This is a genomic window from Microbacterium sp. RU33B, assembly GCF_900155915.1.
Lineage (GTDB): Bacteria > Actinomycetota > Actinomycetes > Actinomycetales > Microbacteriaceae > Microbacterium.
The window spans coordinates 935525-961596 of record NZ_FTPO01000001.1 but is presented as its reverse complement, the minus strand read 5'-3'; the positions used below and the strand labels follow the sequence as shown (position 1 = coordinate 961596).

Annotated in this window: 19 protein-coding genes and 1 tRNA gene; 9 read left to right on the top strand and 11 right to left on the bottom strand. The window is 71.4% G+C overall.

What is annotated here, in order from left to right; genetic code table 11:
• Positions 1-3 precede the first annotated feature (3 nt).
• From B0B14_RS04710 to B0B14_RS04690, 5 genes are all read right to left on the bottom strand, one after another.
• Positions 4-801 (bottom strand): carbon-nitrogen hydrolase family protein, encoded by a 798-nt coding sequence (locus B0B14_RS04710; protein WP_076680327.1) that lies wholly within the window; start codon positions 799-801, stop codon positions 4-6.
• Positions 798-1304: a DUF6328 family protein gene (locus tag B0B14_RS04705; RefSeq protein WP_076680326.1), complete on the bottom strand. Its 507-nt coding sequence runs from the start codon at positions 1302-1304 to the stop codon at positions 798-800. Before B0B14_RS04705 ends, B0B14_RS04710 begins: the two co-directional genes overlap by 4 nt.
• Before the next feature lie 99 nt (positions 1305-1403).
• Positions 1404-1477 (bottom strand) — tRNA-Met (locus B0B14_RS04700).
• 25 nt (positions 1478-1502) lie between these two features.
• Positions 1503-2414 (bottom strand): AAA family ATPase, encoded by a 912-nt coding sequence (locus B0B14_RS04695; RefSeq protein WP_076680325.1) that lies wholly within the window; start codon positions 2412-2414, stop codon positions 1503-1505.
• 58 nt (positions 2415-2472) lie between these two features.
• On the bottom strand, positions 2473-2967 hold the full coding sequence (locus B0B14_RS04690; protein WP_256714258.1) for a MarR family winged helix-turn-helix transcriptional regulator: 495 nt from the start codon (positions 2965-2967) through the stop codon (positions 2473-2475).
• 76 nt (positions 2968-3043) lie between these two features.
• Between B0B14_RS04690 and idi the strand changes: the two genes are divergently transcribed.
• From idi to B0B14_RS04655, 7 genes are read left to right on the top strand one after another with little or no spacing between them, the layout of a single operon-like run.
• The gene (gene idi / locus B0B14_RS04685; RefSeq protein ID WP_076680324.1) at positions 3044-3598 is read left to right on the top strand and encodes an isopentenyl-diphosphate Delta-isomerase; all 555 of its coding nucleotides are present in this window, start codon (positions 3044-3046) and stop codon (positions 3596-3598) included.
• Positions 3595-4656, top strand: coding sequence for a polyprenyl synthetase family protein (locus B0B14_RS04680; RefSeq protein ID WP_143733620.1), 1062 nt, complete (start codon positions 3595-3597; stop codon positions 4654-4656). The genes idi and B0B14_RS04680 overlap by 4 nt, the downstream gene beginning before the upstream one ends.
• The gene (locus B0B14_RS04675; protein ID WP_076680323.1) at positions 4653-5528 is read left to right on the top strand and encodes a phytoene/squalene synthase family protein; all 876 of its coding nucleotides are present in this window, start codon (positions 4653-4655) and stop codon (positions 5526-5528) included. Before B0B14_RS04680 ends, B0B14_RS04675 begins: the two co-directional genes overlap by 4 nt.
• Positions 5525-7069: a phytoene desaturase family protein gene (gene crtI, locus B0B14_RS04670; RefSeq protein ID WP_076680322.1), complete on the top strand. Its 1545-nt coding sequence runs from the start codon at positions 5525-5527 to the stop codon at positions 7067-7069. Before B0B14_RS04675 ends, crtI begins: the two co-directional genes overlap by 4 nt.
• Before the next feature lie 3 nt (positions 7070-7072).
• Positions 7073-7423, top strand: a complete 351-nt coding sequence (locus B0B14_RS04665) for a lycopene cyclase domain-containing protein (RefSeq protein ID WP_076680321.1) — start codon at positions 7073-7075, stop codon at positions 7421-7423.
• Positions 7420-7731 (top strand): lycopene cyclase domain-containing protein, encoded by a 312-nt coding sequence (locus B0B14_RS04660; RefSeq protein ID WP_076680320.1) that lies wholly within the window; start codon positions 7420-7422, stop codon positions 7729-7731. Before B0B14_RS04665 ends, B0B14_RS04660 begins: the two co-directional genes overlap by 4 nt.
• Positions 7728-8621 carry a prenyltransferase gene (locus B0B14_RS04655; protein ID WP_076680319.1) on the top strand — a complete coding sequence of 298 codons (894 nt, stop codon included), beginning with the start codon at positions 7728-7730 and terminating at the stop codon, positions 8619-8621. The genes B0B14_RS04660 and B0B14_RS04655 overlap by 4 nt, the downstream gene beginning before the upstream one ends.
• Positions 8622-8796: 175 nt before the next feature.
• Here B0B14_RS04655 and B0B14_RS04650 read toward each other — a convergent pair whose 3' ends face one another.
• Both B0B14_RS04650 and B0B14_RS04645 read right to left on the bottom strand, forming a co-directional pair.
• Positions 8797-11706, bottom strand: a complete 2910-nt coding sequence (locus B0B14_RS04650; protein ID WP_076680318.1) for a UPF0182 family membrane protein — start codon at positions 11704-11706, stop codon at positions 8797-8799.
• 100 nt (positions 11707-11806) lie between these two features.
• Entirely contained in the window at positions 11807-12931 is a 1125-nt protein-coding gene (locus tag B0B14_RS04645; RefSeq protein WP_076680317.1) for a YlbL family protein, read from the bottom strand.
• Between the two features lie 135 nt (positions 12932-13066).
• Here B0B14_RS04645 and B0B14_RS04640 point away from each other — a divergent pair, with 135 nt between their 5' ends.
• Complete coding sequence (locus B0B14_RS04640; RefSeq protein WP_076680316.1) at positions 13067-14455, top strand: zinc-dependent metalloprotease; 1389 nt, start codon at positions 13067-13069, stop codon at positions 14453-14455.
• Between the two features lie 766 nt (positions 14456-15221).
• Here the strand turns inward: B0B14_RS04640 and B0B14_RS04630 are convergent.
• Both B0B14_RS04630 and nudC read right to left on the bottom strand, forming a co-directional pair.
• On the bottom strand, positions 15222-16976 hold the full coding sequence (locus tag B0B14_RS04630) for an ATP-dependent helicase (protein ID WP_076680314.1): 1755 nt from the start codon (positions 16974-16976) through the stop codon (positions 15222-15224).
• On the bottom strand, positions 16973-17881 hold the full coding sequence (gene nudC / locus B0B14_RS04625) for an NAD(+) diphosphatase (protein ID WP_076680313.1): 909 nt from the start codon (positions 17879-17881) through the stop codon (positions 16973-16975). Before nudC ends, B0B14_RS04630 begins: the two co-directional genes overlap by 4 nt.
• A gap of 81 nt (positions 17882-17962) precedes the next feature.
• Between nudC and B0B14_RS04620 the strand changes: the two genes are divergently transcribed.
• Positions 17963-19273, top strand: coding sequence for a phosphotransferase (locus B0B14_RS04620; protein WP_076680312.1), 1311 nt, complete (start codon positions 17963-17965; stop codon positions 19271-19273).
• Here B0B14_RS04620 and B0B14_RS04615 read toward each other — a convergent pair.
• Positions 19262-22744 carry an ATP-dependent helicase gene (locus tag B0B14_RS04615; RefSeq protein ID WP_076680311.1) on the bottom strand — a complete coding sequence of 1161 codons (3483 nt, stop codon included), beginning with the start codon at positions 22742-22744 and terminating at the stop codon, positions 19262-19264. The two genes, B0B14_RS04620 and B0B14_RS04615, sit on opposite strands and share 12 nt — an antisense overlap.
• On the bottom strand, positions 22741-26037 hold the full coding sequence (locus tag B0B14_RS04610) for a UrvD/REP family ATP-dependent DNA helicase (RefSeq protein WP_076680310.1): 3297 nt from the start codon (positions 26035-26037) through the stop codon (positions 22741-22743). Before B0B14_RS04610 ends, B0B14_RS04615 begins: the two co-directional genes overlap by 4 nt.
• Positions 26038-26072: the final 35 nt, after the last annotated feature.

Here is a 26072-nt window from a genome sequence, read left to right as displayed (position 1 = left end):
GGATCAGTCCTTCGCCTCGACGCGGAACCGGCGCAGAGCCAGCGCGGGGTTGACCCGCCGAACCCGCTCGACGGCCGAGGGATCGAGGTGGCCCACGGCGACATCCGTCGTTGTTCCGATCGCGGCGATCTCGACGCCCTGGGGATCGACGATCATCGAGCACCCGATGCCGAGCGGCGGCGGATGGTCGGCCGCCGCGACGAACACCGTGTTCTCGATGGCGCGCGCCTGCACCAGCGTGCGCCAGTGGTGCTCCTTGAGCGGACCGCGCACCCACTCCGCCGGGATGAGGAACACCTCGGCACCCGCGTCGGCGAGCAGGCGTCCCACCTCGGGGAACCGAATGTCGTAGCAGGTCATCAGGCCGAAGCGCAGACCGTCGACCTCGAACGTCTCGGGCTCTCCCGACCGGCCCGCCTCGACCCAGTCCGATTCCCGCTGTCCGAAGGCGTCGTAGAGGTGCAGCTTGCGGTAGCGCGCGACGATGCTCGCGGCGCTCACGGCGATGACCGTGTTCCGCACGCGCCGCTGGTCATCGGCATGCTCCACCAGACCCGCGACGATGTGAACGTCGTGCTGTGCCGCCAACGCCGTGAGGGCGGCCGCGAAGGGCCCGTCCAGGTCCTGCGCGTGCTCGGCGAGCGATGCGTCGAAGGGGTCGACGAAATAGCTCGCGTACTCGGGGAACACCACCACGCGCGCTCCGCGCTCCGCGGCCGTCGCCGTCAGCCGGCGGATCACGGCGAGGTTGTCCTCCTCGTCGGCGGATGGCGCGAACTGCGCGACGGCCACGGCGGTCATCGCCGGGTCTCCGCCGAGTAGTGCCGTGCGCGCACGAACGCAGGCACGACGACCCACAGCACCACGAGCACTCCGCCGAGTGCGGCGACCGCGACCCACGTCGTCCCGGCGCCCACCACGACGTCGAACACGAAGCCGACGACCCCTGTCAGCAAGGCTGCGACCGCCACGAGGGCCGTCACCAGCGCCGCATGCCCGTAGGACACCACGATCGGCTTCGCGCGGCCGCGGAAGAGCGCCCGGTGCAGCGCGACGGGCGCGAGCGCGATGATGGCGCTCAACGCGGACAGCACCACGAGCACGAGGTAGAAGGCCCGCTGCCCCTCGCTCAGGTCGGCGAACGCCGGCTGGAATGCGAGGGCGAGGAGGAAGCCGGTGAGGATCTGGGTGCCGGTCTGGAGGACGCGCAGCTCCTGAAGCACTTCGAGCCAGTTGCGGTCGGCGCGCTCGTCCTCGGTCTCGCGACGCCCGTCGTCGAGGTCGTCGCGTGCACGGTCGGGCATGCGTTCATCCTTGCCCCACCGAGGGCTCCCGGGCAAGCCGCGCGGGGTCCGCAGGGCAAGAGAAGAAGGCGCCCCGTGAGGGACGCCTTCTTCTTTTCGTTGCGGGGACAGGATTTGAACCTGCGACCTCTGGGTTATGAGCCCAGCGAGCTACCGAGCTGCTCCACCCCGCGTCACAAGAGAAAACTCTATCACGGGTCAGCGGGCTGGGTCGCCATCGCCGGCATCCACCACCTCGGCGCCCCGGCGGGCGAGCTCCTTCGCCAGGCCCCCGTCGGCCGTCGTGACGACGATCGCCGCGTACCTGTCGTGCGCGTCGCGCACCTCCGTGCGCCGCGCGAAGAGCGCATCGGCTTCGTCGAAGAGAAGGACGGCGCCGGTCGCGGATACGGCGTCCAGCGCTGCGGCGATGCCCTTCTCGGTCTCCCCGATCCACGCGCTCTCGACCTGCCCGAGATCCACGTGCGCGATCGTCGCGCTGCCCGCGATCGCCTCCGCGACGGCGCGGCGCAGGTGCGGGGTGCCTCCGTGGACGACGACGAACCGGCGCTCCCCCTGCCACGCCACGACGCCGGGGAGCGCGCGGGGAGCGGGGATGTCCGGCTCGCCGATCCCGCGCGACACCCGCACATGGAAGACGGCGGCTCGGGCGAACGACTGACCGGATGCCGTGAACACCGCGGCCTGGTCTGCGAGACCGAGATCGCCACGCGTGAAGACGAGCGCCCCCAGGGCACCCAGCGTCGGCGAGACGTACAGGCGGACCGGCCGCTCGGCGAGCCTTCCCGCGATCGCACCGAACGCGCGGATGACGAGATCGTCGGACGGCGCGCTGCTCGCCTGTTCCATCGACACCAGGAACGTGTACGTGACGCCGATCACCCGCTCGTCCGCGGGAGACGAGCCGCTGCGCCAGGTGACGGGCCGCACGTCGATGAGAGCCGCGTCCACCGCGAGATCGGCATCGCCCCGCAGCGCGGCGGACGGAAGGGTCGTCGTTACCGTCCCGACCGAGGCGAGACCGCCGTCATCCAGCGCTTCGCGCAGCACCGCGCGTACGCCACGCGCGGCTTCCACGCCGAGCGCTCCCCACAGTTCGCCGGAGATCATGGCGGCATCCTCCCGCCGATCCTCGGATGCCGCAATGGATCCGCCTGCGCGGGAGCGCTCACTCCGGGTCGACGGCGCCGCTCAGCTCGTCGAGGAAGCGTGCGATCACGCGGAGCTCGTCCTCCTGATATCCGCTCGCCACCTCGCGCATCGTGCGCAGCCGCTCGCCGAAGTGCTGGAAGAACAGCGCGCGGGAGGCGTCGGTGAGCGCCACGACGCGAGCACGTCGATCCTTGGGATGGGGCCGGCGCTCCACGTGTCCGGATTCGGTGAGGCGGTCGAGGAGCTTCGTCGTCGACGCGGAGGAGATGCGCAGATGACGGGCGAGGTCATGGGGGCTCACGGAGACGCCGCGCTGCTCGCGGACGATCAGCATCCGCAGCGCCGCGACATCCGTGGCGTTCATGTCCATGTCGCCCTTCATGCCGCTGTGCATGCGCTCCATCGCGTCGCTCAGGGCGCGGATCGACTGCAGCACCTCGATCACCGCGTGATCGTGCGACGACCGCGGCGTCCGGCGGGCGGGCGCTGCCGCCCGTGCGAGGTCGACCACGTGGACACCCCCTCCTCCGGCTATGTATCATCGTGCAGAATCGATTGCTAGATAAACTAGCGAATGAGGAGGACAGATGACAGAGGTAGAGCTGGTGGTCCTGCTCGACGATCTCGGGAACGAGATCGGCACCGCCCCCAAGAGCAGCGTCCACGGCACCGACACCGCTCTGCATCTCGCGTTCTCCTGCCACGTCGTCGATGACGAAGGACGCGTCCTGGTCACCCGTCGGGCGCTCGGCAAGACCACGTGGCCCGGCGTGTGGAGCAACTCCTTCTGCGGTCACCCCCGTCCCGCCGAGCCGGTCCTGTCGGCCGTGCGCCGCCGCGCCGAATACGAGCTCGGGATCGAGCTCTTCGACATCGAGCTGGCGCTGCCGCTGTTCCGCTATCGCGCCATCGACACGAGCGGCATCGTGGAGTACGAGGTGTGCCCGGTGTACACCGCTCGCACGAACGACGTTCCCGTCCTCAACCCGCTCGAGGTCGTCGACGCCGAGTGGGTCGACCCCGAGGCCCTCGCCACCTCCCTCGTCGCCACACCGTGGGCGTTCAGCCCGTGGCTCGTGCTCCAGGCCCAGCAGCTCGGCCTCTTCGGAACCCCCGCGACCCAGGAGAGACGGGCGTCGTGAGCACGTTGGCCCCGCCCCCCGTCGCCCGCGTGGCGATCGACGACGCGATCGAAGCGGCGCTCTCGCGCATCCGCGGCCGCGCGGGGTCACTCGGCGGAGCCTTCACCGCCCTCGCGGACGCGACGGCGCGGGCCGCGCAGGGCGGCAAGAGATTCCGCCCGGCGCTCGTGGCCTCGGCGTTCGAGGCGTTCGGCGGAGATCTCGAAGACGCACCGGCCCTGTATTCGGTCGCCGCCGCGTTCGAGCTGCTGCACACGGCGTTCGTCGTGCACGATGACGTGATCGACCACGACATCGAGCGTCGCGGCATCCCGAACGTGGCCGGCGAGTTCCGCGCCCGCGGACTCGCCCGCGGCGCCGACGAGGCCGGTGCCGCGCTGCTCGGCGAAGCCGCGGCGATCCTCGCGGGCGACCTGCTGCTCCACGAGGCCGCTCGGCTCATCGCCCTCGCCGACCTGTCGTCGCACGTGCGTGAAGGGCTCTACGGACTGCTCGACGACGCCGTGCTCGTGTCGGCCGCCGGTGAGCTGGCCGACGTGGAGAACGCCGTCGGAGCCCACGACGCCGACACGGACTCGCTCCTCGCGGCCGCTCACGACAAGACCGCCGTCTACTCCTTCACCGCGCCCCTGTGCGCGGGCGCCCTGCTGGCGGGGGCGACGCCCGCCCAGCTCGAGTCGCTCCGACGCGCGGGCGGATTCCTCGGACTCGCGTTCCAGCTCGTCGACGACCTCATCGGCGCCTTCGGAACGGCCGCGCAGGCCGGCCGCACCGAGGGCGGCGACCTGCGGGAGGCCAAGCTCACCCCCCTCGTCGGTCTCGCGCGCGAGACGGCCTCCTGGCCGCGCGTCACGGAGGCACTCTCCCTCGCCTGGACGGGCCCCGTCGCCGTGCGCGAAGCACAGCAGGCGCTCGAGGAGAGCGGGGCGCGCTCGCGCCTGCTCTCCCTCATCGAAGACGCACTGGATGACGCGACCGCCAGCGCGGGCCCGCTCCCCGAGCCCGCTCGGGAGCTCGTCCGCAGCCTCGCGGTCAGCATCGCGGAGCGGAGCCCGTGACCCTCACCGGCATCGCCCTGTACGACCGCACGGCGCGGGAGGCGGCATCCGTCGTCATCGCCGGCTACTCCACCTCCTTCGGGCTCGCCTCGCGTCTGCTCGGACCGCGTGTGCGGCCGCACGTGCAGTCGATCTACGCCCTCGTGCGGGTCGCCGACGAGATCGTCGACGGTCCGGCGGCCGCAGCAGGCCTCACCCCCGACGAGACCCGCTCGGTGCTCGACGAGCTCGAGGCCGAGACCGCCGCCGCCGTCGCCCGGGGCTTCAGCGCGAACCTCGTCGTGCACGCCTTCGCCCGCACGGCTCGCGAGTGCGGCATCGGCGACGACCTCATCGCGCCGTTCTTCCTCTCGATGCGCACCGACCTCGACGTCGCCGACCACGACGACGCCTCGCACGACGCGTACGTGTACGGCTCCGCTGAGGTCGTCGGGCTCATGTGCCTGCAGGCGTTCCTCAACGCCGGGTCCTCGCGCCCTGCACCGGCCGACGCGCGCCTCGTCGATGGAGCACGGAGCCTCGGACGGGCATTCCAGGACGTCAACTTCCTCCGCGACCTGCACGACGACGCCGACGTCCTGGGTCGCGACTACCTCGGCCTCCGCGACGGCTCGCACACCCGCGACGAGGTGCTGGATCAGATCGATGCGGATCTCGATGCGGCTGCCGCCGTCATCCCGTCGCTCCCCGCCGACTGCCGGCGAGCCGTCACTGTCGCACACGATCTGTTCGCCGAGCTCGCGGCGCGACTGCGCCGCCCGCACGAGGGCCGGGTGCGCGTGCCCGACCCCGTGAAAGCCGCGATCGCCGCACGAGCGATGATCGGACGCCCGCCTCGTCGCGCGCGCTCCGCAGAGAGGAGATCCGCATGACCGCGATCGTCATCGGCGGAGGCATCGCCGGGCTCGCCACCGCCGCACTGCTCGCCGAAGAGGGTCACGACGTCACGCTCCTGGAGGGTCGCTCCGAGACGGGTGGCCGCGCAGGCTCGTGGGAGCAGGACGGCTTCCGCTTCGACACCGGCCCCAGCTGGTACCTCATGCCCGAGGTGTTCGACCATTTCTTCCGCATGCTCGGCACCACGTCAGCCGACGAGCTCGACCTCGTGCCCCTCTCCCCCGCGTACCGCGTGTACTTCGAGAACCTCGCGGACGCGCTCGAGATCGAGTCGGGTCGGGATGCCGCGACGGCGCTCTTCGAGTCGGTCGAACCCGGCGCGGGCGCTCGCCTCGACGCCTACCTCGACTCGGCGGGCGACGCGTACGAGCTCGCGGTGAACCGCTTCCTCTACGACACGTACGAGACGCTGGGCGGTCTGCTCGATCCCGCGCTCGTGCGCCGCCTGCCCACGCTCGCGCCGCTGCTGACGCGTCCGCTCGCCACGCACATCGCGCAGCGCTTCAGCGATCCGCGACTGCGCCAGGTGCTCGGCTATCCGGCCGTGTTCCTCGGCGGGTCGCCCTTCGGTGTGCCCGCGCTGTACCACCTCATGAGCCACCTCGACCTCGACGACGGCGTGCTCTACCCGCGCGGCGGCTTCACGGAGGTCATCGCGGCGATCGAGCGCCTCGCTGTCGCCCGCGGCGCGCGCGTCGAGACCGGCGCGGAGGTCGCTCAGATCCTCACGACGGATGCCGCCGCCACCGGCGTGCTCCTCACCGACGGACGTGAGTTCGCCGGTGACATCGTGGTGTCCACCGCCGATCTGCACCACACCGAGACGGCCCTGCTTCCGCCCGAGCTGCGCACGTATCCCGAGTCGTGGTGGAAGCGGCGCACTCCGAGCCCCGGAGCACTGCTCGTGCTGCTCGGCGTGCGCGGCGAGCTGCCCGAACTCGCCCACCACACTCTGCTGTTCGCGGAGGACTGGAAGCGCAACTTCGGCGACATCTTCGGCGCGGACCCGAGCATCCCAGACCCCGCCTCGATCTACATCTGCCGCCCGAGCGCGACCGACGACACGGTGGCCCCCGACGGCGCCGAGAACCTGTTCGTCCTGGTCCCGATGCCGGCCGAGCCCGCATTCGGGCGGGGCGGTGTCGACGGCGCGGGCGACGAGACGATCGAACGTGCAGCCGACGCCGTCATCGCGCAGATCTCGCAGTGGTGCGGCATCCCCGACCTGGCGGATCGCATCATCGTGCGCCGTACGATCGCCCCCGGCGACTTCGAAGCCGACCTGCACGCCTGGCGAGGCAACTCCCTCGGCCTCGCGCACACCCTCGGTCAGAGTGCGCTGTTCCGTCCGCGCAACGCCTCGGCGAAGGTGCGTGATCTGTACTACGCCGGTTCGTCGTCGCTTCCGGGCATCGGCCTGCCGATGTGCCTCATCTCCGCCGAGCTCGTCGTCAAGCGACTGCGCGGCGACCGTTCTCCCGGACCCCTGCCCGAACCCGTCGCTGCGGAGGCGTGACGGATGCCGGGGCTCTACCTCCTCGCCATCCTCATCTCCACCGCGGGGATCGTCGCGCTCGATCTGAGGTTCCGGCTCGCGCTGCGATCAGCGCCCTGGCGCACCGCGGTCGCCGTCGGGATCGGCACGGCGTTCTTCCTCGCGTGGGATGCGGCCGGTATCGCCCTCGGCGTGTTCGTGAAGGGCGACAGCCCTCTGCTCCTCGGCGTCGACCTCGCACCGGAGCTGCCGCTGGAGGAGCCGTTCTTCCTGGCGTTCCTGTGCTACCTCGGGCTCGTCGTGTGGTCCGCCGCGGAGCGCGTGCTCGCCCGCCGCACCTCCGGCGCGCGCGTCGAGCAGGAGGCCGCCCGATGACGTATCCGCTCCTCGTGATCCCCTTCCTGCTCGTCACCGTCGTCGTCACGCTCCTGACCGCACGTCGCCCCGCATTCGGGCGGCGGATGGCGGCATCCGGGATCTCCGCCGCGGTGCTGCTCCTGCTCACCGCCGTATTCGACAACCTCATGATCGCGGCGGGTCTCTTCACCTACCCGGCGGAGCACCTCAGCGGTCTGAGGATCGGCCTCGCCCCCCTCGAGGACTTCTCGTATCCGCTGTGCGCCGCCTTCCTCGTGCCCGCGGTGTTCACGCTCCTCCCCCGCCGACAGGAGGTGACCGCATGACCGCGCCTGCCGCCCTCGGTCCCGGACGGGTGCTGCGCGAGCTGTTCGTCTCGTCGCGCCCCGTCAGCTGGATCAACACCGCGTATCCGTTCGCCGCCGCCTATCTGCTCACGACGCGGCAGATCGATGCGACCCTCATCGTCGGCACTCTGTTCTTCCTCGTGCCCTACAACCTCGCGATGTACGGCATCAACGACGTCTTCGACTACGAGTCCGACCTGCGCAACCCGCGCAAGGGAGGCGCCCACGGGGCCGTCCTCGATCGACGCATGCACCCGATCACGCTGTGGGCGGCCGCTCTGTCGTGCCTGCCGTTCGTGGTGTACCTCGTGATCGTCGGCAGCCCGCTGTCGTGGCTCGTGCTCGCCCTGAGCCTGTTCTTCGTCGTCTTCTACAGCGCGCCGCCGCTCCGGCTCAAGGAGCGCCCGTTCGCCGACTCGATGACCAGCAGCATCCACTTCTTCTCGCCCGCCGTGTACGCCCTCGTGCTCGCGGGTGCGACGTGGACCTGGCAGCTCGGCCTCGTGATCGCCGCCTTCGCCCTCTGGGGCATCGCCTCGCACGCGTTCGGCGCGGTCCAGGACGTCGCGGCCGACCGCGCCGCGGGGATCGCCTCGATCGCCACCGCACGGGGCGCACGGTGGACCGTGTGGTTCGCCCTCGCCGCCTACGCGGCCGCAGGACTGCTCATGCTCCCGACGACGTGGCCCGGCCCTCTCGCGGCGCTCGTCGTCGTGCCGTACCTCGTCACCGTGTGGCCGTTCCGCGATGTGACCGATGAGACGGCGGATGCCGCGACCCGCGGCTGGAAGAGGTTCCTCTGGGTCAACCAGCTGGCCGGGTTCCTCGTCACCCTGCTGCTCATCTGGTGGGCGATCCTCACGGCGTAGCCGACACCGGCCCCGCCGGCCGGACCGGACCGCCCCCTCGGCCACACCGCCCCCTCGGCCACGCCGCTCCGCATCGGTCTTCCGATCCGCGAGACGAGGGTGATGCTCGGACTTCCGTGCAGGAACGACGACGGCCGGGGACCTCGGTCCCCGGCCATCGCCCACGTCAGGCGGTTCAGCCGCCCAGCGCGATGAGCTTCTCGACCGCCGCGGTGAGACGGGCGTCGGCCTCGGCGAACGCCGTGAGGTCGCCCGCCTTCAGCGCCGTGTCGCGGTCGATCATCGCCTGCTGGGCCTCCTGCAGCGCGATCTCGAACTCCGTACCCGTCGGCGTCTCGGGATCGGTCGGCGCCTCGGTCTCGCCCGGGTTCGGCGTCACCGACGGATCCGGCGTCGGCTCGACGTCGGCATCGCCCGTGTTCGCGCCGGAGTCTCCCTCGAAGAGCGAGTCGAGCGCCTCGGCGAGCGTGTCTTCGAACGCGACCTTCTCGCCGAACGCCACGAGGATCTTGCGGAGCCTCGGCAGCTGCGTGCCGCTGGAGGCCTGCACGAACACCGGCTGCACGTACAGCAGACCGCCGCCGACGGGGAGCGTCAGAAGATTGCCGTTGAGCACTTCGGACTGACCCTGCTTCAGCAGGTTGATCTGCGACGAGATCGTCTCATCGGAGTTGAACGTGTTCTGCACCTGACCCGGGCCGGGCACGGTCGTCGTCGCGCTGATCTCCAGCATCCGGAGCTTGCCGTAGTCGTCGCTCTTCGTGCCCGCCTCGCTTCCGGCGTTGGAGTCGACCGCGAGATAGCCCAGCAGCACGTTGCGTGCCGTGTCGCCCTCGGACGACGGGATGAACGAGGTGAACATCGAGTACGTCGGCGCTTCCTGACCGGGCATCTGCATCGTCAGGTAGTACGGCGGCTGCAGACGCGTGGCGTTCTGCGGGTCGTTCGGCGTCTCCCACGCGTTGTCGCGCTGGAAGAACGACTGCGCGTCGTCGACGTGGTACACGCCGAGCATGGCGCGCTGCACCTTGAACAGGTCGGTCGGGTAGCGCACGTGGCTGACGAGGTCGGCCGACATGTCGGAGATGGGCTTGAGCGTGGACGGGTAGACGTTCTGCCACGTCTGGAGGATCGGGTCCTCCGTGTCCCACGCGTAGAGCGTGACCGAACCGTCGTAGGCGTCGACCGTGGCCTTGACCGAGTTGCGGATGTAGTTGATGTTGTCGAGCGCGAAGCGCGGCGCCGTGTTGTTCGAGTCGGCGATCGACGACGACAGGGAGACCACCGACGAGTAGGGGTAGTTCGCGCTCAGGGTGTACCCGTCGACGATCCACACGATGCGACCGTCCACGACGCTCGGGTACGGGTCGCTGTCGAGCTCGAGGTACGGCGCGACCTTCTCGACGCGGACGCGGGGGTCGCGGTCGTAGAGGATCTGCGAGTCCTCGTTCACGGCGTCGGAGAACACGATCTGCTCCGACTGGAACTTCAGGGCGTAGATCAGACGGTTGAAAACGCTGCCGATGCTCGGCCCGCCGTCGCCCGAGAACGTCGTCTTGGTCTCGTTCGCACCGTCTTCACCGGACGGATAGTCGAGCTCGATGTCGGGGGTCCCTTCGGGGGCGCCGACGATCGAGTACACCGGCGACTCCTCGCCGAAGTAGATGCGGGGCTCGAAGTTCTCCCGGTCGGAGAGGAATCCGCTGGCGGGGATGCCGCGCTCGAGGAACTCCGGGTTTCCGTCGGCGGCACGGGCATTGCCCTTCGCAGCGACGAGACCGTAGCCGTGCGTGTACACGAGTGCGGTGTTGTACCACGATGCCGCCTGGCCGAGCTGGTTCACGTCGAGCTCGCGCACCGACACGATCGTGTCCTGCGAGACGCCGTCGATCTCGTAGCGGTCGACGTCGAGCGGGTCCTGGAACTGGTAGTACGAGCGGAACTGCTCGAGCTGACGGATCGTCGGGCTGATGATCGCCGGGTCCATGATGCGGATCTGCGCCGTGGTCTCGGCGTCCGCCCGCAGCTGGCCGGCCGCGACATCCGTCGTCGCCGTGAAGTCGGTCTTCTCCAGGCCGTCGATGCCGTAGGCGGCTTTCGTGCCCTCGAGGTTGCGTTCGTAGTACTGCTTCTCGAGCGTGAACTGGTTCGGACGCACTTGCACGGTGTTCACGAACCACGGGTAGCCGATCCCCAGGACGATGGACGAGACGACCAGCAGGGCGGTCGCGATGAGCGGGTAGCGCCAGCGGCCGATGATCGCCGTGAGGAAGAACAGCGCCGCCACGACGAGGGCGATGATCGCGAGGATCATCTGTCCGGGGATGATCGCGTTCGTCTCGGTGTAGCCCGCGCCCGTGATGCGGCCGCCGCTGGCCGGCTCGACGAGCGTGCGGTACCGGTCGAGCCACAGGCTCACGGCCTGCACCATGAGGTAGAGCCCGGCGAGGATCGCGAGCTGGATGCGGGACGCCTTGGAGATGCGCAGCTCGCGCTGTCCGACGCGCATCGAGCCGTAGAGGTACGACACGACGACCGTCATGAGGATGCACACGAGCAGCACGGCCGAGACGAAGCCGACGAGGGCGCCCCAGAACGGCAGCGCGAACATGTAGAAGCCCGTGTCGAGTCCGAACTCGGGGTCGGTCACCGACGTCTGCACGCCGTTGAACCACATCCACGTGGTCTCCCACTGCGCCGATGCCGCGAATCCGCCGAAGAAGCCGAAGAACACCGGGATGCCCCACATCGCGAGGCGACGGAGCGGCTCGACGACCTCCTGGTAGCGGTCGAGCTGCGAGCTCAGACGCGCGTAGACCGGGCGCAGGCGGTAGGCGAGCTGGATGGTGAGCCACACGGGGACCGCCATGCCGAGGAATCCGACCACGAACATCACGACTCGGGCGACCCACTGGGTCACGAGCACCTGCGAGAAGCCGAGCTGGTCGAACCAGAGCCATTCGGAGTAGAGGTTCGCGAACGCGAAGAACGCGACCACCACTGCGGCGATGATCGCCAGGGTGATCGCGATGATGCGGCGTGAGCGGGGGGGCGTGGCCTGGTTCGGCGCTGAGGTCGTGGTCACCGTTCCATCCTAAGCGGGCTGATTCCGCGCGATCGCCGAGAGACGGCCGAGAGAACGCGCTATCGCCGTGGGCGTAATCGGGCGATCCGCCCGCTTCCGCTCAGGATGCCTCGCACGTGGGCAGGGCGGAGAGGTCACCGTCGTCGCGGATCGCCTCCAGCACGTCCAGCGCATCGTCGAGCTCCTCGACGGAGAACACCTGGAGCCCGGACGGGACGTGGTCCACGACCTCCCCGCAGTTCGCGGCGGGGGCGAGGAAGTACGTGGCCCCGGCATCCACCGCGCCCCACATCTTCTGACGGATGCCGCCGATCGGTCCGACGACCCCGCCGCCGGAGATCGTCCCGGTGCCCGCGACGTTCGCGCCGCCGTTGAGCTCGTCAGGCGTCAGGGTGTCGATGATCCCGAGTGCGAACATCATCCCCGCGGACGGTCCGCCGACGTTGTTGAGCTGGATCGTCACCTCGAACGGGAACTCGTAGTCGTGCAGGAGCGTGATGCCCAGCAGCAGCGTGGACTCGCCGTCGACCTCGGTCTCCTTCGGAGTGATCGCGATCGTCTGCTCCTCGCCGTCGCGCTCGACCAGAAGATCCACGGGCGCTCCCCCGCCGGCGTTGACGATCTCGCGCAATGCTGTCGCGTCGGTCACCTCTTGACCGTTCGCGCCGCGGATGAGGTCGCCCTCCTGCAGCACGCCGTCGGCCGCGGAGTCCTCGATGACGGTGAACACCGAGATCATCGGGTTGACGTCGTATCCGAGCTCGGTGAGGGCGGCCGCGGTGGCCTCCTTCTGCGAGTCCACCATGTCGGCGGCGCTCTGCTCGTTGCGCTCCTCGGTGCTCTGGCCCGCAGGGAACACCGCGTCGAGCGGCAGCACGGCGCGGCTCGGCTGGAACCACGCCGTCGCGAGCTCGAACCACGACGGCGTGCGCTCCCGGTTGCCGACGACCTGCACGGTCAGGAGGTCGAGCGCGCCTTCGGTCGGAAACGTCTCGGCGCCGTCGATCTGGATGAGCGGCACCTTGGTGCCGTCGGCCGCAGTCGCCTCGCCGAGCGTGTTGTACACCGGCCCCGGCTGCTGGATGACGTAGGCCGTGGGCAGGAAGGTCATCACCAGCAGCAGCACGAGGGCCACCGTCAGGGCCCAGATCCCCGCCGTCGTCGCCCGCGGCAGGCGCCGCCGGGGAGCAGGGGTGATCTCCACGTTCTCGTCGAACAGCGCCACGGACGGCCTTTCTCTGCGGGCGGGTCACGGTCGTTCGCGACCGGCGTACACCGAGCGGGTCCCGTCCAGCTGGAGCGATGATCCGTGCGACTAGCGTAGATCGAGACGTGCAGACGTGTCTGAAAGGCGGCTGAAGTGGCAGACGAAGATCGCACTCCGGAAGAGGAATTCCAGGAGCTCATGCGACAGCTGCTGGGCGGTGGCGGGGGCGGCCTCGACCCCGCGATGCTCGAGCGCCTCTCGGGAATGGGCATCGATCCGGCCATGATGCAGACCGTCATGCAGCATCTGCAGGGGGCGATGCAGTCCGGCGACGGCGGCATCTCGTGGGACCTCGCGAAGCGCCAGGCGCTGCACATCGCGAACCAGGACGGCCACGGCGTCACGACGGGAGAGCGCTCCGAGATGGACCAGGCGTTCGCCCTGGCGACCCTCTGGCTGAGCGAGGCCACCACGATCGCCGACCTGCCGAATCCCCCCAAGCCGCTCACGCGCGGCGGCTGGGTCGAGGCGACTCTCCCCGTCTGGCAGGAGCTGGCGGCCCCCGTCGCGACGAGCATGGCCGATGCGATGACCGCGGCGCTGCGCGAGCAGATGCCCGAGGAGATGCAGGGACTCGTGCAGAACGCCGGTCGCCTCATGCGCACGGTCGCGGGATCGCTGTTCGCGACCCAGCTCGGGCACGTCGTGGGCAACCTCTCGAAAGAGGTCGTGAGCGGCGGCGACGTCGGCATCCCGGTGATGCCCGACGGCGAGGCCGCGATCCTGCCGCAGAACTTCAGCGACTTCGGCCGCGACCTCGAGATCCCCGAAGACCAGCTCGCACTGTACATCGCGGCGCGCGAACTCGCGCACGCGCGTCTGTTCCGGCACGCGAAGTGGCTGCGGCTGCACGTGATCTCGCATGTCGCCGAAGCCGCCCGCGGCGTGCGCATGGACGACGAGAAGCTCCAGGATCTCGCCGAGCGCTTCGATCCGTCCAACCCGGCGGAGCTGCAGAGCATCATCGCCGAGGGCGGGCTCATCGTCCGCACGGAGGAGGGGCAGACGGCGCTCACCCGACTGGAGAACCTCCTCGCCACGATCGAGGGCTGGGTGGACGTCGTCACGGCCGACGCCACCTCGCGCCTGCCGTCTTCGGTGCGCGTCGCGGAGGTCGTGCGGCGTCGTCGTGCGGTGGGTGGCCCCGCCGAGCAGGCGCTGGGTGCGCTCGTCGGCCTCGAGCTGCGCCCCCGGCGCATGCGCGAGGCGGCGGCGATGTGGCGGGCGGTGACGGATGCCGTGGGCGTCGGGCCCCGCGACGCCCTGTGGGACTACCCCGACCTGATCCCGACCTCCGAGGACATCGACGACCCGGCGGCGCTCGTCGCCCGGCTCGAAGCGCGCGCCCGAGGCGAAGAGCCCGCGCGCGACGAGATGGACGACGCGCTCGAGGCCCTGCTCGCGGGCGAGGCCGAGAACGAGACCGGACCGGCAGAGGACGAGACGCGCGACGACGAGCCGGAGGGACCCCGGCCGGTCTAGGCATCCGCTCCTCCCCAGGCCTCGTGCACGCCTGAATTGAGCCTCGGAGCTGTGGACAAGCCGCGGCGGGTGTCGCGCAGAGGTCAGGATCGGCACATGCCGCGCCTGGATCCCGCCCACCCTCCGCTCTGGCGCACGCCGACGACGCTGCAGTTCGGCGTCGTCCCCGTCGCGATCCTGTTCGAGCCCGAGCCCTGGCAGGAGCGCCTTGTGCGCGCGCTCGAACAGGGCGTCCCCGACGCGGCGCTCGACATGGTCGCCGTCGCCCTGGGAGCGCCTCCCGGAGCCGCCGAACGACTCGTCGCGCGCCTGGCCCGCGCCCTCGAGCCGGCTGCGGCATCCGCACCCCGCACCGTGACCCTGCAGACGGCGGAGGGGTTCCCGCGCTCGACGACCGAGGCGTTCGGCGCTGCGCTGGGCGACGCCGGCATGACGGTCGTCCAGGAGACCTGGCGGGCCGCGTCACCGCCGGTCTTGCACGGCTCGCCGATCGTGGTGCTCGCGCATCACCTCGTGGAGCCCCGTCGCGCCGCGGCGCTCATGAGTCACGACCTCGTCCATCTCCCGGTCGTCTTCACCGGACGCGGCGTCGAGCTCGGGCCGGTGGTGAGCCCGGGAGAGTCGCCGTGCCTCGCCTGCGTCGCGGCCCACCGACGCGACGCCGATCCCTCCTGGCCGCTCCTGGCGGCCCAGCTGGTCGGCCGGCCGGCCCCCGTGGTGTCACGCGCACTGGCCGTCGAAGCCGGTGTCGCCTCGGCCGCACTCCTCAGCGACGCGGCGCGGCGCCCTGCGGGCTCGAGTGCGCGCTCGCTGACGCTGCGCGCCGGCTCGCTGCACCGTTCGCAGCGCGCGCATCGCCCGCACGCAGACTGCCACTGCCGATCTCTCGAAGGAAGCGCGATGCCCGCCGCTCCCGTGGCCCCCGTCCCCACGAGAGCGAGAGCGTACGCGCGGCCCGCGTGATGCCGACGTAGGCGAGTCGTCGCTCTTCGTCGACCTGCTCGAACGTCGTGGCGTAGGCGATCGGCAGCAGCCCTTCGGCGAACCCGATCAGGTGCACGTGATCCCACTCGAGGCCCTTCGCCGCGTGCAGGGTCGCCAGGGTCACCGTCTGCAGCGCGGGCTCGTCCTGCGCCTTCGCGCGCGAGACGAGCTCATCGGCGAACTCGCGCAGCGTCGTGCCCTCGGGCGCCTCCTCTGCCAGACGCAGCAGCGCCGCCCGGGCCTCCCACGCGTCACGGAGTGCGCCGCCGGCCTCCGGCGGATCGTCGGTCAGGCCGCGCTCACGGAGGATGAAGCGCACGGTGTCGACGAAGCCGCGATCGTTCGGCGCGACGGATGCCGCCCTGAGCTCCATGACGGCCTGGCGCACCTCCGGCAGCTCGAAGAAGCGACGGCCGCCGAGGACGGTCGAGGCGATGCCGGCGTCGGAGAGTGCGCGGACGATCTCCGCCGACTGCGCGTGGGCGCGGTACAGCACGCAGATGCGGCGAGGGTCGATGCCTCGGGCGATCTGCGCCGAGATCCGCGATGCGACCGCCCGCGCCTCGGCCTCATCGTCGTCGAACTCCGTCCAATCGGGGACGACACCGCCGTCCCCTCGCGCGGAGACGAGCTCGAGCGCGCCCGGACGATCGCGCATCAGTGCGTTCGCGACGGCGAGGATCGGCGCGTCGGAACGGTGGTTGACCTCCAACCGCACCATGCGCGCACCTTCGTGCTCCCGTTCGAACTCGAGGAGGAAGGACGAGTCCGCGCCGGCGAACGAGAAGATCGTCTGGCTCGCATCCCCCACGACGCACAGATCCCGCCGGTCGCCGAGCCACAGATCCAGCAGACGATGCTGCAGGGGTGACACGTCCTGGAACTCGTCGACCGTGAAGTGCCGGTACTGCTCGCGCACGGCCTGGGTCACCTGGGGCTCGGCCTCCAGCATCCCCGCGCACGCCAGCAGGACGTCCTCGAAGTCCAGCTGCCGCCGCTCGTCCTTGAGTTTCTCGTAGGAGCGCTGAAGGTCGACGACCCGCGCGACCTCCAGCCGGCCGATGCCGCGGGTGCGCGTCGCCGCATAGTCCTCGATGCTCTGCATGCGGACCTTCCGCCACTCGATCTCGCCTGCGACGTCGCGGAGGGTCGCGACATCCGGATCGATGCCGATCGCATCGGCGGCGTGCGCCAGCAGCTTCACCTTGTTCGAGGCGATCGTGGGGGCCGAGTCGCCCGTGAGCTGGGGCCAGAAGAAGTTCAGCTGTGCGAGGGCTGCGGCGTGGAAGGTGCGAGCCGCGACGCCCTCGACGCCGAGCGCACGAAGTCGCCCGCGCATCTCACCCGCGGCTTTCGCCGTGAAGGTCACCGCCATCACGCGTCCGGGCGAGTACGCGCCGGTGTCGACGCCGTGCGCGATGCGGTGCGTGATGACGCGCGTCTTGCCCGTGCCCGCACCGGCGAGAACGACGAGCGGCCCGCGCAGGGTCGTGACCGCCTCGAGCTGCCGCGGGTCGAGTCCGTCCAGGGCGCTCATGCGCCCGCATGCCAATCCTCGATGAGGCGCCGCGAGATCGATGCGCCTCCCGGGAGCACGATGTCGCCCTCGCCGCGGAGCGCCGCCCCGATCTCGTCGCGTTCGAACCAGCGGACGTCGGCGATCTCCTCGCCGTCGGCCCGGGCCGCGTCGTCATCGACGGCCGTCGCGAGGAATCCGAGCATCAGCGAGCGCGGATACGGCCATGCCTGCGATCCTCGGTAACGGATGTCGGTGACCTCGATGCCCGCCTCCTCGCGCACTTCGCGCACGAGCGTGGACTCGAGCGACTCCCCCGCCTCCGCGAAGCCGGCGAAGCATGAGTAGCGCTGACGCTCCCACAGCGCATTCGAACCCAGGAGGAGCCGATCGGGGTGGCGCGCGCTCGTGATGGCGACGATGATCGCCGGATCGGTGCGCGGGAAGTGCTCGCGGCCGCAGGGGGGACAGTGACGGGACCAGCCGGCGTTGCGCACCTCGGTTCGCCCCCCGCACGCGGGGCAGAAGGGCGCGTCGAGCAGCCAGCGTCCGACGCTCAGCGCCTCGACGAATGCTCCGGCATCCTCCGCCGACAGGGAGCCGCCGATCGTCCGCAGACTCCCCCACCCCGCCGGCGCCGGGAAGAGCTCGCCCTCGCGGCGCCCGACGACGGCAGCGACCACCGAGCGTCCGTCCTCGCCGCGTCCGAGGAAGGCCCACTGAGCATCCGACGGCGCGTCGCCCGGAGCGACGTACAGCAGTGCGCCGGATGCGGCCAGCGGAGCGGTGTCGCCGGACAGCACGAGCACCTTCGTCGCGGCATCCGCTCGCAGATCGTCGAGCAGCGACTCCGAGCGCTCGTCGCCCGAGCGATCGAGTCCGACGAGCGGTGACGGTGCGGGATGCGAGGGCTCTCGCGACGTCATCGCGAACCCCCCATCACCCGTGCTCGACGCGCCAGGGCGTGGCGCGAGGTTGCGAGCCGTGACCAGACCTACCCTGGGCACATGGCACGCTCACCTCTCACTCTAGCCGCGTCCGTCACCTCGGCTCTGCCCCGGGCGGGCGTCGTGGGCGTGGGGGTTCTGACGGAGGGTGCGGCCGGACGCTACGACGCCGCCGTCGCCGATCTGTCCGACGGACGACGTGTCGTGGTGCGGGCGCCTGCCGATGCGGAGGCGGATGCCGAGCTCGCCGCCGAGGCCCGCGCGCTGCGCGTGCTCACCCCCGGTGTGCGCGGACTCCTGCCCTTCCGCGCCCCGGAACTGCTCGGCGAGACCGGCCTCGGCGACGCACGCGCCATCGTGGTCGACTTCCTTCCTGGATACCGAGTGGACGCCGCGCACCTGCCCGCCGGGCGAGGTGCGGCGTCGTCGCTCGGCGAGGCTCTCGCCGCCCTCCACGCTCTCCCCCTCTCCATCGTGCGCACCGAGGGTCTGCCCGTGCGGACACCGCAGCAGGTGCGGGACGACGCCAGTCGGCTCGTCGATCGCGCGGAAGCCACGCACCGCCTGCACCCGGGACTGCTGCGCCGGTGGCGTCGTGCGCTCGCCGCCGACCGCCTCTGGCGGTTCGAGTCCGCCGTCGCCCTGGGCGGCGCGGGAGCGGCATCCTTCCTCTTCGAAGACGTCGACGGCGCTCCGCAGGTGACGGGCGTACTGGAGTGGCACGGCCTGTCCGTCGGCGATCCCGCCACCGATCTGCAGTGGCTGGCGTCGGCCCCGATCGCCGCCGACGACGTCTACGCGTCGTACGCGCAGTCGAGCGGGCGCGCTCCCGATGCCTTCCTGCGCGAGCGCGCGCGCTTCTACGCCGAACTCGAGTTCGCGAAGTGGCTTGTCCACGGCCACGAGGCCGGTCGCGACGACATCGTCGCCGACGCGGTCGCGCTGCTGGACTCCCTCGCCGACGGGGTGCAGGGCGACGACCTCGCGCCCGTCGACCTCCTCGGCGTCGACGACGCGATCGCCCTCCTCGACCGGGTCCCCGCTCCCCCCGCCGCCGACGTCGACACCTCGATGCAGACCGACGCCTACGATCCGGCCGAGCTCGCGCTCTGGGTGTCGGAACTGGAGGGTGAGCGAGACGCCGCCGACGAGGCGGATCCCGACGGAAGCCGGGATGCGGTGACGGACGACGCTGCGGACGCCGATCGGTCCGACCGGGCGTTCGATGCCGACGACACGTCGACGGCTCCCGTCGATCTTCCGCTGACGCGCCCGGCCGCGGGGGACGCCCTCTCGCCCGACGAAGCGGAGGCCGAGGCATCTCGCGCCGCCGACGCGGCCCTGCGGCGCTGGACCGGCTCAGCCGGCTGACGGATCCGCCGGCGCGCTCGGCACAGCCTCCGCCGCTCGCGCGGAGTTCCACTGCGCCACGAGTTCGGCCTCGGTCATCGCGCGGTCCGAGCGGATGACGAGATCGTCGGCCACGTAGTACAGCGCGACGTCGATGTCGTCGAGGGGGACGCCGTAGCGTTTGTGGTAGGCCAGCCGGTAGAGCGCGAGCTGCAGCATCCGCTCCTCGTGCTGCGCGGCCGTGCGCGGCGGGCGACCCGTCTTCCAGTCGACGATCTCGATGCGGCCGCCGCGGTCGGCGCGTCGGTACACGGCATCGAGCTTGCACACGACGTGTCCGAGGCCGACGGCCGCGGGCAGCACGATGTCGATCTCGATCTCCACCTCGATCGGCTGCAATGCGGCCCACTCGGATGCCTCGAAGATCGCCTTGAGCTCGTCGAGCGCCGCCGTCTCGGCCAGCGACGTCTCGGTGTCGGGTGCGTCGTCGTCGAGCTCCCAGAGCCCGTCGTCGAGAGACGTGCCGGCCCCCGCCATGCCGGAGCGCTGCTCGACCCATGCGTGGAACAGCGTTCCCCGCAGCGTCTCGTTGTAGGGGCGCTCGGGCAGCGGCCGCGCGACGGACCGCACAGCTCCGCCGTAGTCGCCGACGAAGTCCTTGAAGCGCGACGCGCCGATGCGCGACGGAGCGTGCAGAGGCGGACCCTGCCGGCGTCGCGCGCTCTCCTCGAGCAGGCGGCGGAGCGTGTCGTCGGGCTCCGGCTCCCCCTCCGCGGCGTCGTCGACGGCCGCCGCAGCACGCTCGACGATCGCGCGGCGGTCGCCGAGCGGGTCGAGGGGCCAGGACAGCACGCGGCCGCCCTTCTCGAGGTAGGGGTTCTCTCCCGGATCGGCGGCATCGATCTCGTCGCGCCCGAGCGCGGCGAGCATCTCCACGAGGTACCGACTCGGCGGCCTCGCCGCGGTCTGCCCGGCCCAGTGCGATCCGGTGAGGAGCAGGTCGGTGCGCGCGCGCGTCACCGCCACGTACGCCAGTCGGCGCTCTTCATGCTCCTGGTGCACGCGATCCGCCTCCCGGAACTCCTGGATCGCCGCGGGAAGGTCGTCGAGATCGTCGCCGACATCCCACGCGAGCCGCGGGAGGGCGTCGCGGTCTCCCCGCAGCGCGTACGGCAGGACGGCGAACCCGAGCCATCCGGAGACCGTTCTCGGGTCTTTCGGCAGCTCCTTGTCGACGAGGCGCACGACGGCGACGGCATCCCACTCCAAGCCCTTCGATCCGTGGATCGTAAGGAGCTGGACGACCCCCGGCTCGGGCTGCTCCGGCCGCGGCATGAGCTCATCGGTGTCTTCGGCGTGGTCGAGCCACGCGAGGAGGCTCGCCACCGACCCTCGGTCGTCGGCCAGCAGGAACGCGCGGACTTCGTCGAGGAACGACCGGAGATTCGACGACGCGACACGAGCGGCGCCCCGCGCCTCGTTGGCGGCGAGTTCGATATCGAGCCGCAGCTCGATCTCGATCAGTCGGATCAGGTCGGGGATCGGCTGGCCCACGGCACGCCGGAGCCGCTCGAACAGCTCGCCCGCTTCGCGCAGCCGGCTGCGTCCGAGCGGCGTGATGTCGGCGAGCAGACGGTAGTCGTCGGGCGTCCGCCGGACGAACTCCAGCGCGTCGATGATCGACACCTGCTCGTCGGCGCCGGCGGAGCCGCGCACGCGCTGGGCGAGGTCGTCGTCGAACGGCGTGAGCGTCTCGTCACGGCGTGACAGCGTCTCCGCCAGTGCGTGAAGGGCCGCCAGGTCGGGGATGCCCACCGCGAAGCGCGGCCCGGAGAGGATCCGCAGCAGCGCGGAGCCCTGGGAGGGATCGTGCACGACCCGGAGAGCCGACACCACATCGACGACTTCGGGGGCGGACAGGAGACCGCCGAGCCCCAGGATGCGGTTCGGGACCCCGGCGCGGTTGAGCGCATCGGAGAAGAGACGCATGTGGCGCTTCGTCCGGAAGAGCACGGCGCCGGAGTGGGCTCGTCTCTCGATCGCCAGGCCCGCCGCGGCGCGCTCTCCGGCGAGGCGATCCTGCTCGGCCTCGTGCCGTGTGCGGACCTCGACGAACCACGATGCGACACTCCGCGCCTCTTCGTCGACGCTCGGCGCGAACACATGCTCGACGCGTCCGTCGCCGACGCCCGGTCGAGGCTGAAGCGTGCCGACGTCCACCCGCGCCGCGTGCGCGTTCGCGAGAAGGGCGTTCGCCGCCGCCAGAACCGCGAGGTCGTTGCGCCAGCTGATCATGAGGCTGTGGAACCCGCAGGGCGCCGTGCGGGAGAAGGCAGCCTCGAAGGCCGCGAGGTTGTCGGCGGATGCTCCGCGCCACCCGTAGATCGACTGGTGCGGATCCCCCACCGCCATGACCGCGGTGTCGCGGAAGATCTCGGCCAGCAGATCGGTCTGGATGACCGACGTGTCCTGGTACTCGTCGAGCAGCACCACCCGGTACTGGTCGCGCAGCTCTGCGGCGACATCCGGTGCCTTCTCGATGATCTGCAGCGCCCCGGCGACCTGATCGGCGAAGTCGAGGGTGTCGTCCTCCTGTTTGCGCGAGGCGTAGTCGCGCACGAGGCTCGCCAGCAGCGGAAGGGCGGAGAGATTCAGCCGGGCTTTGTCGACGGGGGTCTGATCCTTCTTCAAGCGGTAGGTGGCGTGGCCGAGCGCCTCATCCCACCGCTGCCCGAAGGCCGCGAGCTCGTCGAGGTCGACCCGGTTGTCGAGCACTTCTCCGGCGAGCCGATGGAGATTGTCGACCAGGTGCCCGAACGACTCCTCGCGTGCGGCGAGTCGAGGGTCGAGCGATCCGACGACGACCCGCCGGGCCAGGAGCCACGAGCCCGACTGGCTGAGGAGGGCGGAGTCGGGATCGCGACCGATCCGCGCCCCGTGCTCGCGCACGATCGCATCGGCGAACGCGTTGTACGTGGCCACTCGCGGCCGCTGGAGCAGCGAGTCCGCGGCGGCAGAGACGGAAGCCGGTGCCGAAGCGAACTCCGTCGCGAGGCCGTCGAGCACGAGTTCGAATTCGGCCTGGCGCACGCGCGGCGACGACTCGGCGTGCGCCTTCCAGAAGGCGTCCAGGTCACCGCGCCGGACGAGCACGGGCAGGTGCGGCAGCAGTCCGCGCCGCTCGTACTCGCCGATCGTCGCGAGCCGCCGCTGGATGCGCTCGGCGAGCTCACCCGCCGCCTTGCGCGTGAACGTCAGGCCGAGCACCTCATCCGCGCGCACGTGCCCGTTCGCGACGAGCCAGACGACCCTCCCCGCCATCGTCTCGGTCTTGCCGCTGCCGGCACCGGCGACGACGAGGGCGGGGGTCGGAGGCGCTTCGATCACCGCGGTCTGGTCGGGCGTGGGCTGCGGGAGCCCGAGCGCGACGGCGATCGCCGAGGCCGGAAGACTCAGCCCGCCGGTCCATCCGACATCCCGGAGCGTGGTCACGGTGCGCTCACCGCCTTCACGGTGTGCAGCGCGCAGACGCCGAACCGAGAGGTCGCGCAGTGGGCATCGACGGGTGCGGCGAACGATCCCGATGCCATGCCGTGTGCGGCCTCGACGATCGCGCCGAGGAACTCCGCCCGCTCGACGTCGCCCATGGGCTGCTGCCGTGCGAGACGGTAATGCGGGTTCTTCACCGTGTTCTTCGACAGCACGATCAGCCGCGCCCCGGCGTTGTCGGCGGGGTCCGCGCCGGGCACGAGACCCTCGAGGAGTGCGAGCTGGTACGCCGCGAGCTGCGGGTCGCCGACGACCTTGTCGTCGCTCACGCGCGTCTCCGATCGTCCGGTCTTGAGGTCGACGATGAGGACGCGGGATGCCTCCGCCCGCGCGGGGTCCACGGGGACGTCCTCCCCTCGTCCGGGCGGATACCGTTCGACACGGTCGATCGACCCGCTCAGCACGGCGAACCGTCCGTCGAGGCGCGGCGTCTCGGGCGCGACGACGCGCACCTCGGGCACCGCGCCGGGTTCGGCATCCATCTGCACGGCGAGTCGGAACCGCGCCTCGGCGCCGAGCGTCGTGCCGTCGTGGGCGTGGAAGGTCGTGAGGTAGCGGTGCAGCCGCTCGGCGAGCAGGTCCGCCCAGGTGCGCTCCTTGCGGGCGAGCCAGTCGGCTTCGAAGTCCAGCTCGCCCCAGCGTTCGTCGAGGATCTGCAGGATCTCGCCCAGATCGCCCGACGGCACGTCCTCCATCGCGGCATGGAGGATCGTGCCGGCTCCGGCCGACCACGACCTCGTATCGCCCCCGAGCGCCCGGATCGCCCAGTCCAGTGCGCAGTCCTGGAACGTCGTCAGCTTGGAGGGCGACACGGGGACCGGCGTGCGGTCGGGGTCGCGCAGCGGACCGATCGACGACGACGCCGTGATGCCGAACCACTGGTCGGGGGCCGCCCCGGAGACGCCCTCCCGCGCGAGTACCGCCAGCTGCTCGGCGGCGCGGCGGCGCGCGTCGGAGGCGCCCGTGGACCCGCTCGTGAGCGTTCGCCGGTGCTGGGCGACGAGACCGCGAAGGGTCAGCGGATGCTCCGCCTCGGCCGCCGCGACGCCCCCGTCGGCATCGGGCTCCGGAAGGAACGACAGCAGCGGGCTCGGCCCCAGATCATCGTCGTCGACTGCGGTCACGGCGAGACGCGTGCGCGCCCGCGAGGCGGCCCGAACGAAGAGCCTCAGCTCGTCGTGCAGTGCGGCACGGCGGCGGTCGAGCACGGCGGGAGCGACCGGCTCGGGCAGCCCGGCGCGCCAGGCCGCGATGTCGTCGGCCAGTCTCCAGGTGCCCAGCGTTCCCCCGCGCAGCCGCACGTTGGGCCAGACCCCGTCCTGGAGCCCCGCGATCACGACGCCGTCGAACTCCGTGCCGAGGGCCGACGCGGGGGTCAGCACCGCGACGGACTCCGCCCGATCCGGGGCCGTGAGGATGTCTTCGGGAACGGCGCTGTCGAGGATGCGGCGGATGAAGACGACCGGCCGCTCCTGGGGCGCGCGCTCGACGAACCGCTTCGCGGCGTCGAACAGCGCGACCAGGGCGTCGAGGGCGCGATTCGCCTCCGCCGAGAAGACCCCCGGCGAACCCGCCAGCTCCGTCCACACCCTCGAGAGCGCGCGTCCGGAGATGTCTCTCGCGGCATCCCACACGATCCACAGGAGCTCGTGCACATGCGCGCCCCGTTCGGCTTCGGCGTGCACGCGCGCGAGCGTGGTCGCGACGCGCTCGGCAGCCCTGCCCTCGGGCGAAGTCATGTCGGACAGCCCGAGCGGGTGCGCCATCGCGTGGCACAGCAGCTCCCGCGCGGCGCGCGCAGGAGGAGCACCCGGTTCCTGCGCCACGCGCAGGGCCGCATGGCGCAGCCGCGCCCGCAGACGGCGCAGGCTCACGGCATCCAGCCCTCCGAAGGGCGAGAGGAGCGCCGCCGTGAGCGCTTCGTAGGGCCGCTCGTCGGGCGGCTGGATGCCGAGGGCGACGAACTGCACCAGTTCGCGGACCACGCCTTCGCCGCCGAGCGGGCGCGGCAGCGCGCCTGCGCGCGTCGGGACCTCCCGTGCGGCGAGCTCGACCTCGAGTTCGGCGACCTGTCGTGTGTCGTGGGCGATCACGGCGAGTCGCCCCCACGGCACCTCGCCGTGCACGTGCCATTCGCGCAGCACGCGCGCGATGCGGTCGATCTCCTCGAACGGCGACGCCGCGACGATCGTCGTGACCTCGACGTCGTCGACGGTCGGCCCGGGCGCGCGCCGATGGTCGACGCGTCCGGAGGCCCCGATCGCCTCGGTCGCCACGCGCGTCAGGCGTGTCAGGGCCGGCGTCGCCCGGTGCGGGACGTCGAGCACGAACACGGCGCCGAGCTCGTCGCACAGGTCGGCGAAGAGCGCCGGGCTTGCTCCGCGGAACGAGCCGGAGCCGATGTCGGGATCGCCGAAGGCGAGCACCGCGATGCCGCGCAGCCGCAGCGCACGCAGCAGCGCGAGCCCGCCGGGAGTGAGTTCCTGGGCGTCGTCGACCAGCACGACGCGGAGCCGGGCGAGCGGGCCGAGCACGCGCACCCCCTCGTCACCCGTGGGCGCCGTCGCGAGGCGGCCGGCCGCCTCGCGCACGAGCTCGGCCGGATCGCGATGCGCCGTGCGCATGGCGCCGAGCGTGTCGCGGTACTCCCGGAAGAAGGAGGAGGCCGCCGTCCAGACGGGGCGATCGTACGCCTCCGCCACAGCCGCCAGTTCGAGCGGCGAGATGCCGCGTTCGCTGCACTCGGCCGCCAGCGCGCGCAGTTCGGCGCGGAACTGCCGTGAGCCGCGCAGCGCCGGGCCGATCTCTTCCGGCCAGCGGTCGGCGAGACCCGACTCGGCATCCTGCTCGTCGCCGGCGAGGAGCTCGGCGATGATGCGATCCTGGTCGCCCGCCGTCAGCAGCTGCGGCGGCGGCTCGCCGGCGGCGACCGCCGCGGCGCGCACGATCTGGAAGGCGAACGACGCCACCGAGCGCGCGAGGGGGCCGGGGGTGGCCAGGTCGAGCCCTGCACCGAGCCGGTCGCGGAGCGCCGTGGCGGTCTGCCGGGTGGGCGTGAGCACCACGATCTCGTCGGCGTCGAGGCGTCGGGTACCTGCGACTCCACCCGCGAGGAGCGCCGCGACCCGCTCGGCGAGCACGGTGGTCTTCCCGGTGCCCGGCGCCCCCACGACGACGCCCGAGGCGTCGGCGGGCAGCGCGATGACGGCGCGCTGCTGCGCGTCCGGCGTGCGCATCGCGCCGGTATCCTCCCCGGAGTCCACACCAGCAC

Excerpts from the sequence above, each read along its gene's own strand:
- B0B14_RS04710 (WP_076680327.1), bottom strand. The coding sequence starts at position 801 with ATGACCGCCGTGGCCGTCGCGCAGTTCGCGCCATCCGCCGACGAGGAG.
- B0B14_RS04705 (WP_076680326.1), bottom strand. The coding sequence starts at position 1,304 with ATGCCCGACCGTGCACGCGACGACCTCGACGACGGGCGTCGCGAGACC.
- B0B14_RS04695 (WP_076680325.1), bottom strand. The coding sequence starts at position 2,414 with ATGATCTCCGGCGAACTGTGGGGAGCGCTCGGCGTGGAAGCCGCGCGT.
- idi (WP_076680324.1), top strand. The coding sequence starts at position 3,044 with ATGACAGAGGTAGAGCTGGTGGTCCTGCTCGACGATCTCGGGAACGAG.
- crtI (WP_076680322.1), top strand. The coding sequence starts at position 5,525 with ATGACCGCGATCGTCATCGGCGGAGGCATCGCCGGGCTCGCCACCGCC.
- B0B14_RS04665 (WP_076680321.1), top strand. The coding sequence starts at position 7,073 with ATGCCGGGGCTCTACCTCCTCGCCATCCTCATCTCCACCGCGGGGATC.
- B0B14_RS04660 (WP_076680320.1), top strand. The coding sequence starts at position 7,420 with ATGACGTATCCGCTCCTCGTGATCCCCTTCCTGCTCGTCACCGTCGTC.
- B0B14_RS04655 (WP_076680319.1), top strand. The coding sequence starts at position 7,728 with ATGACCGCGCCTGCCGCCCTCGGTCCCGGACGGGTGCTGCGCGAGCTG.
- B0B14_RS04630 (WP_076680314.1), bottom strand. The coding sequence starts at position 16,976 with ATGAGCGCCCTGGACGGACTCGACCCGCGGCAGCTCGAGGCGGTCACG.
- nudC (WP_076680313.1), bottom strand. The coding sequence starts at position 17,881 with ATGACGTCGCGAGAGCCCTCGCATCCCGCACCGTCACCGCTCGTCGGA.
- B0B14_RS04620 (WP_076680312.1), top strand. The coding sequence starts at position 17,963 with ATGGCACGCTCACCTCTCACTCTAGCCGCGTCCGTCACCTCGGCTCTG.
- B0B14_RS04610 (WP_076680310.1), bottom strand. The coding sequence starts at position 26,037 with ATGCGCACGCCGGACGCGCAGCAGCGCGCCGTCATCGCGCTGCCCGCC.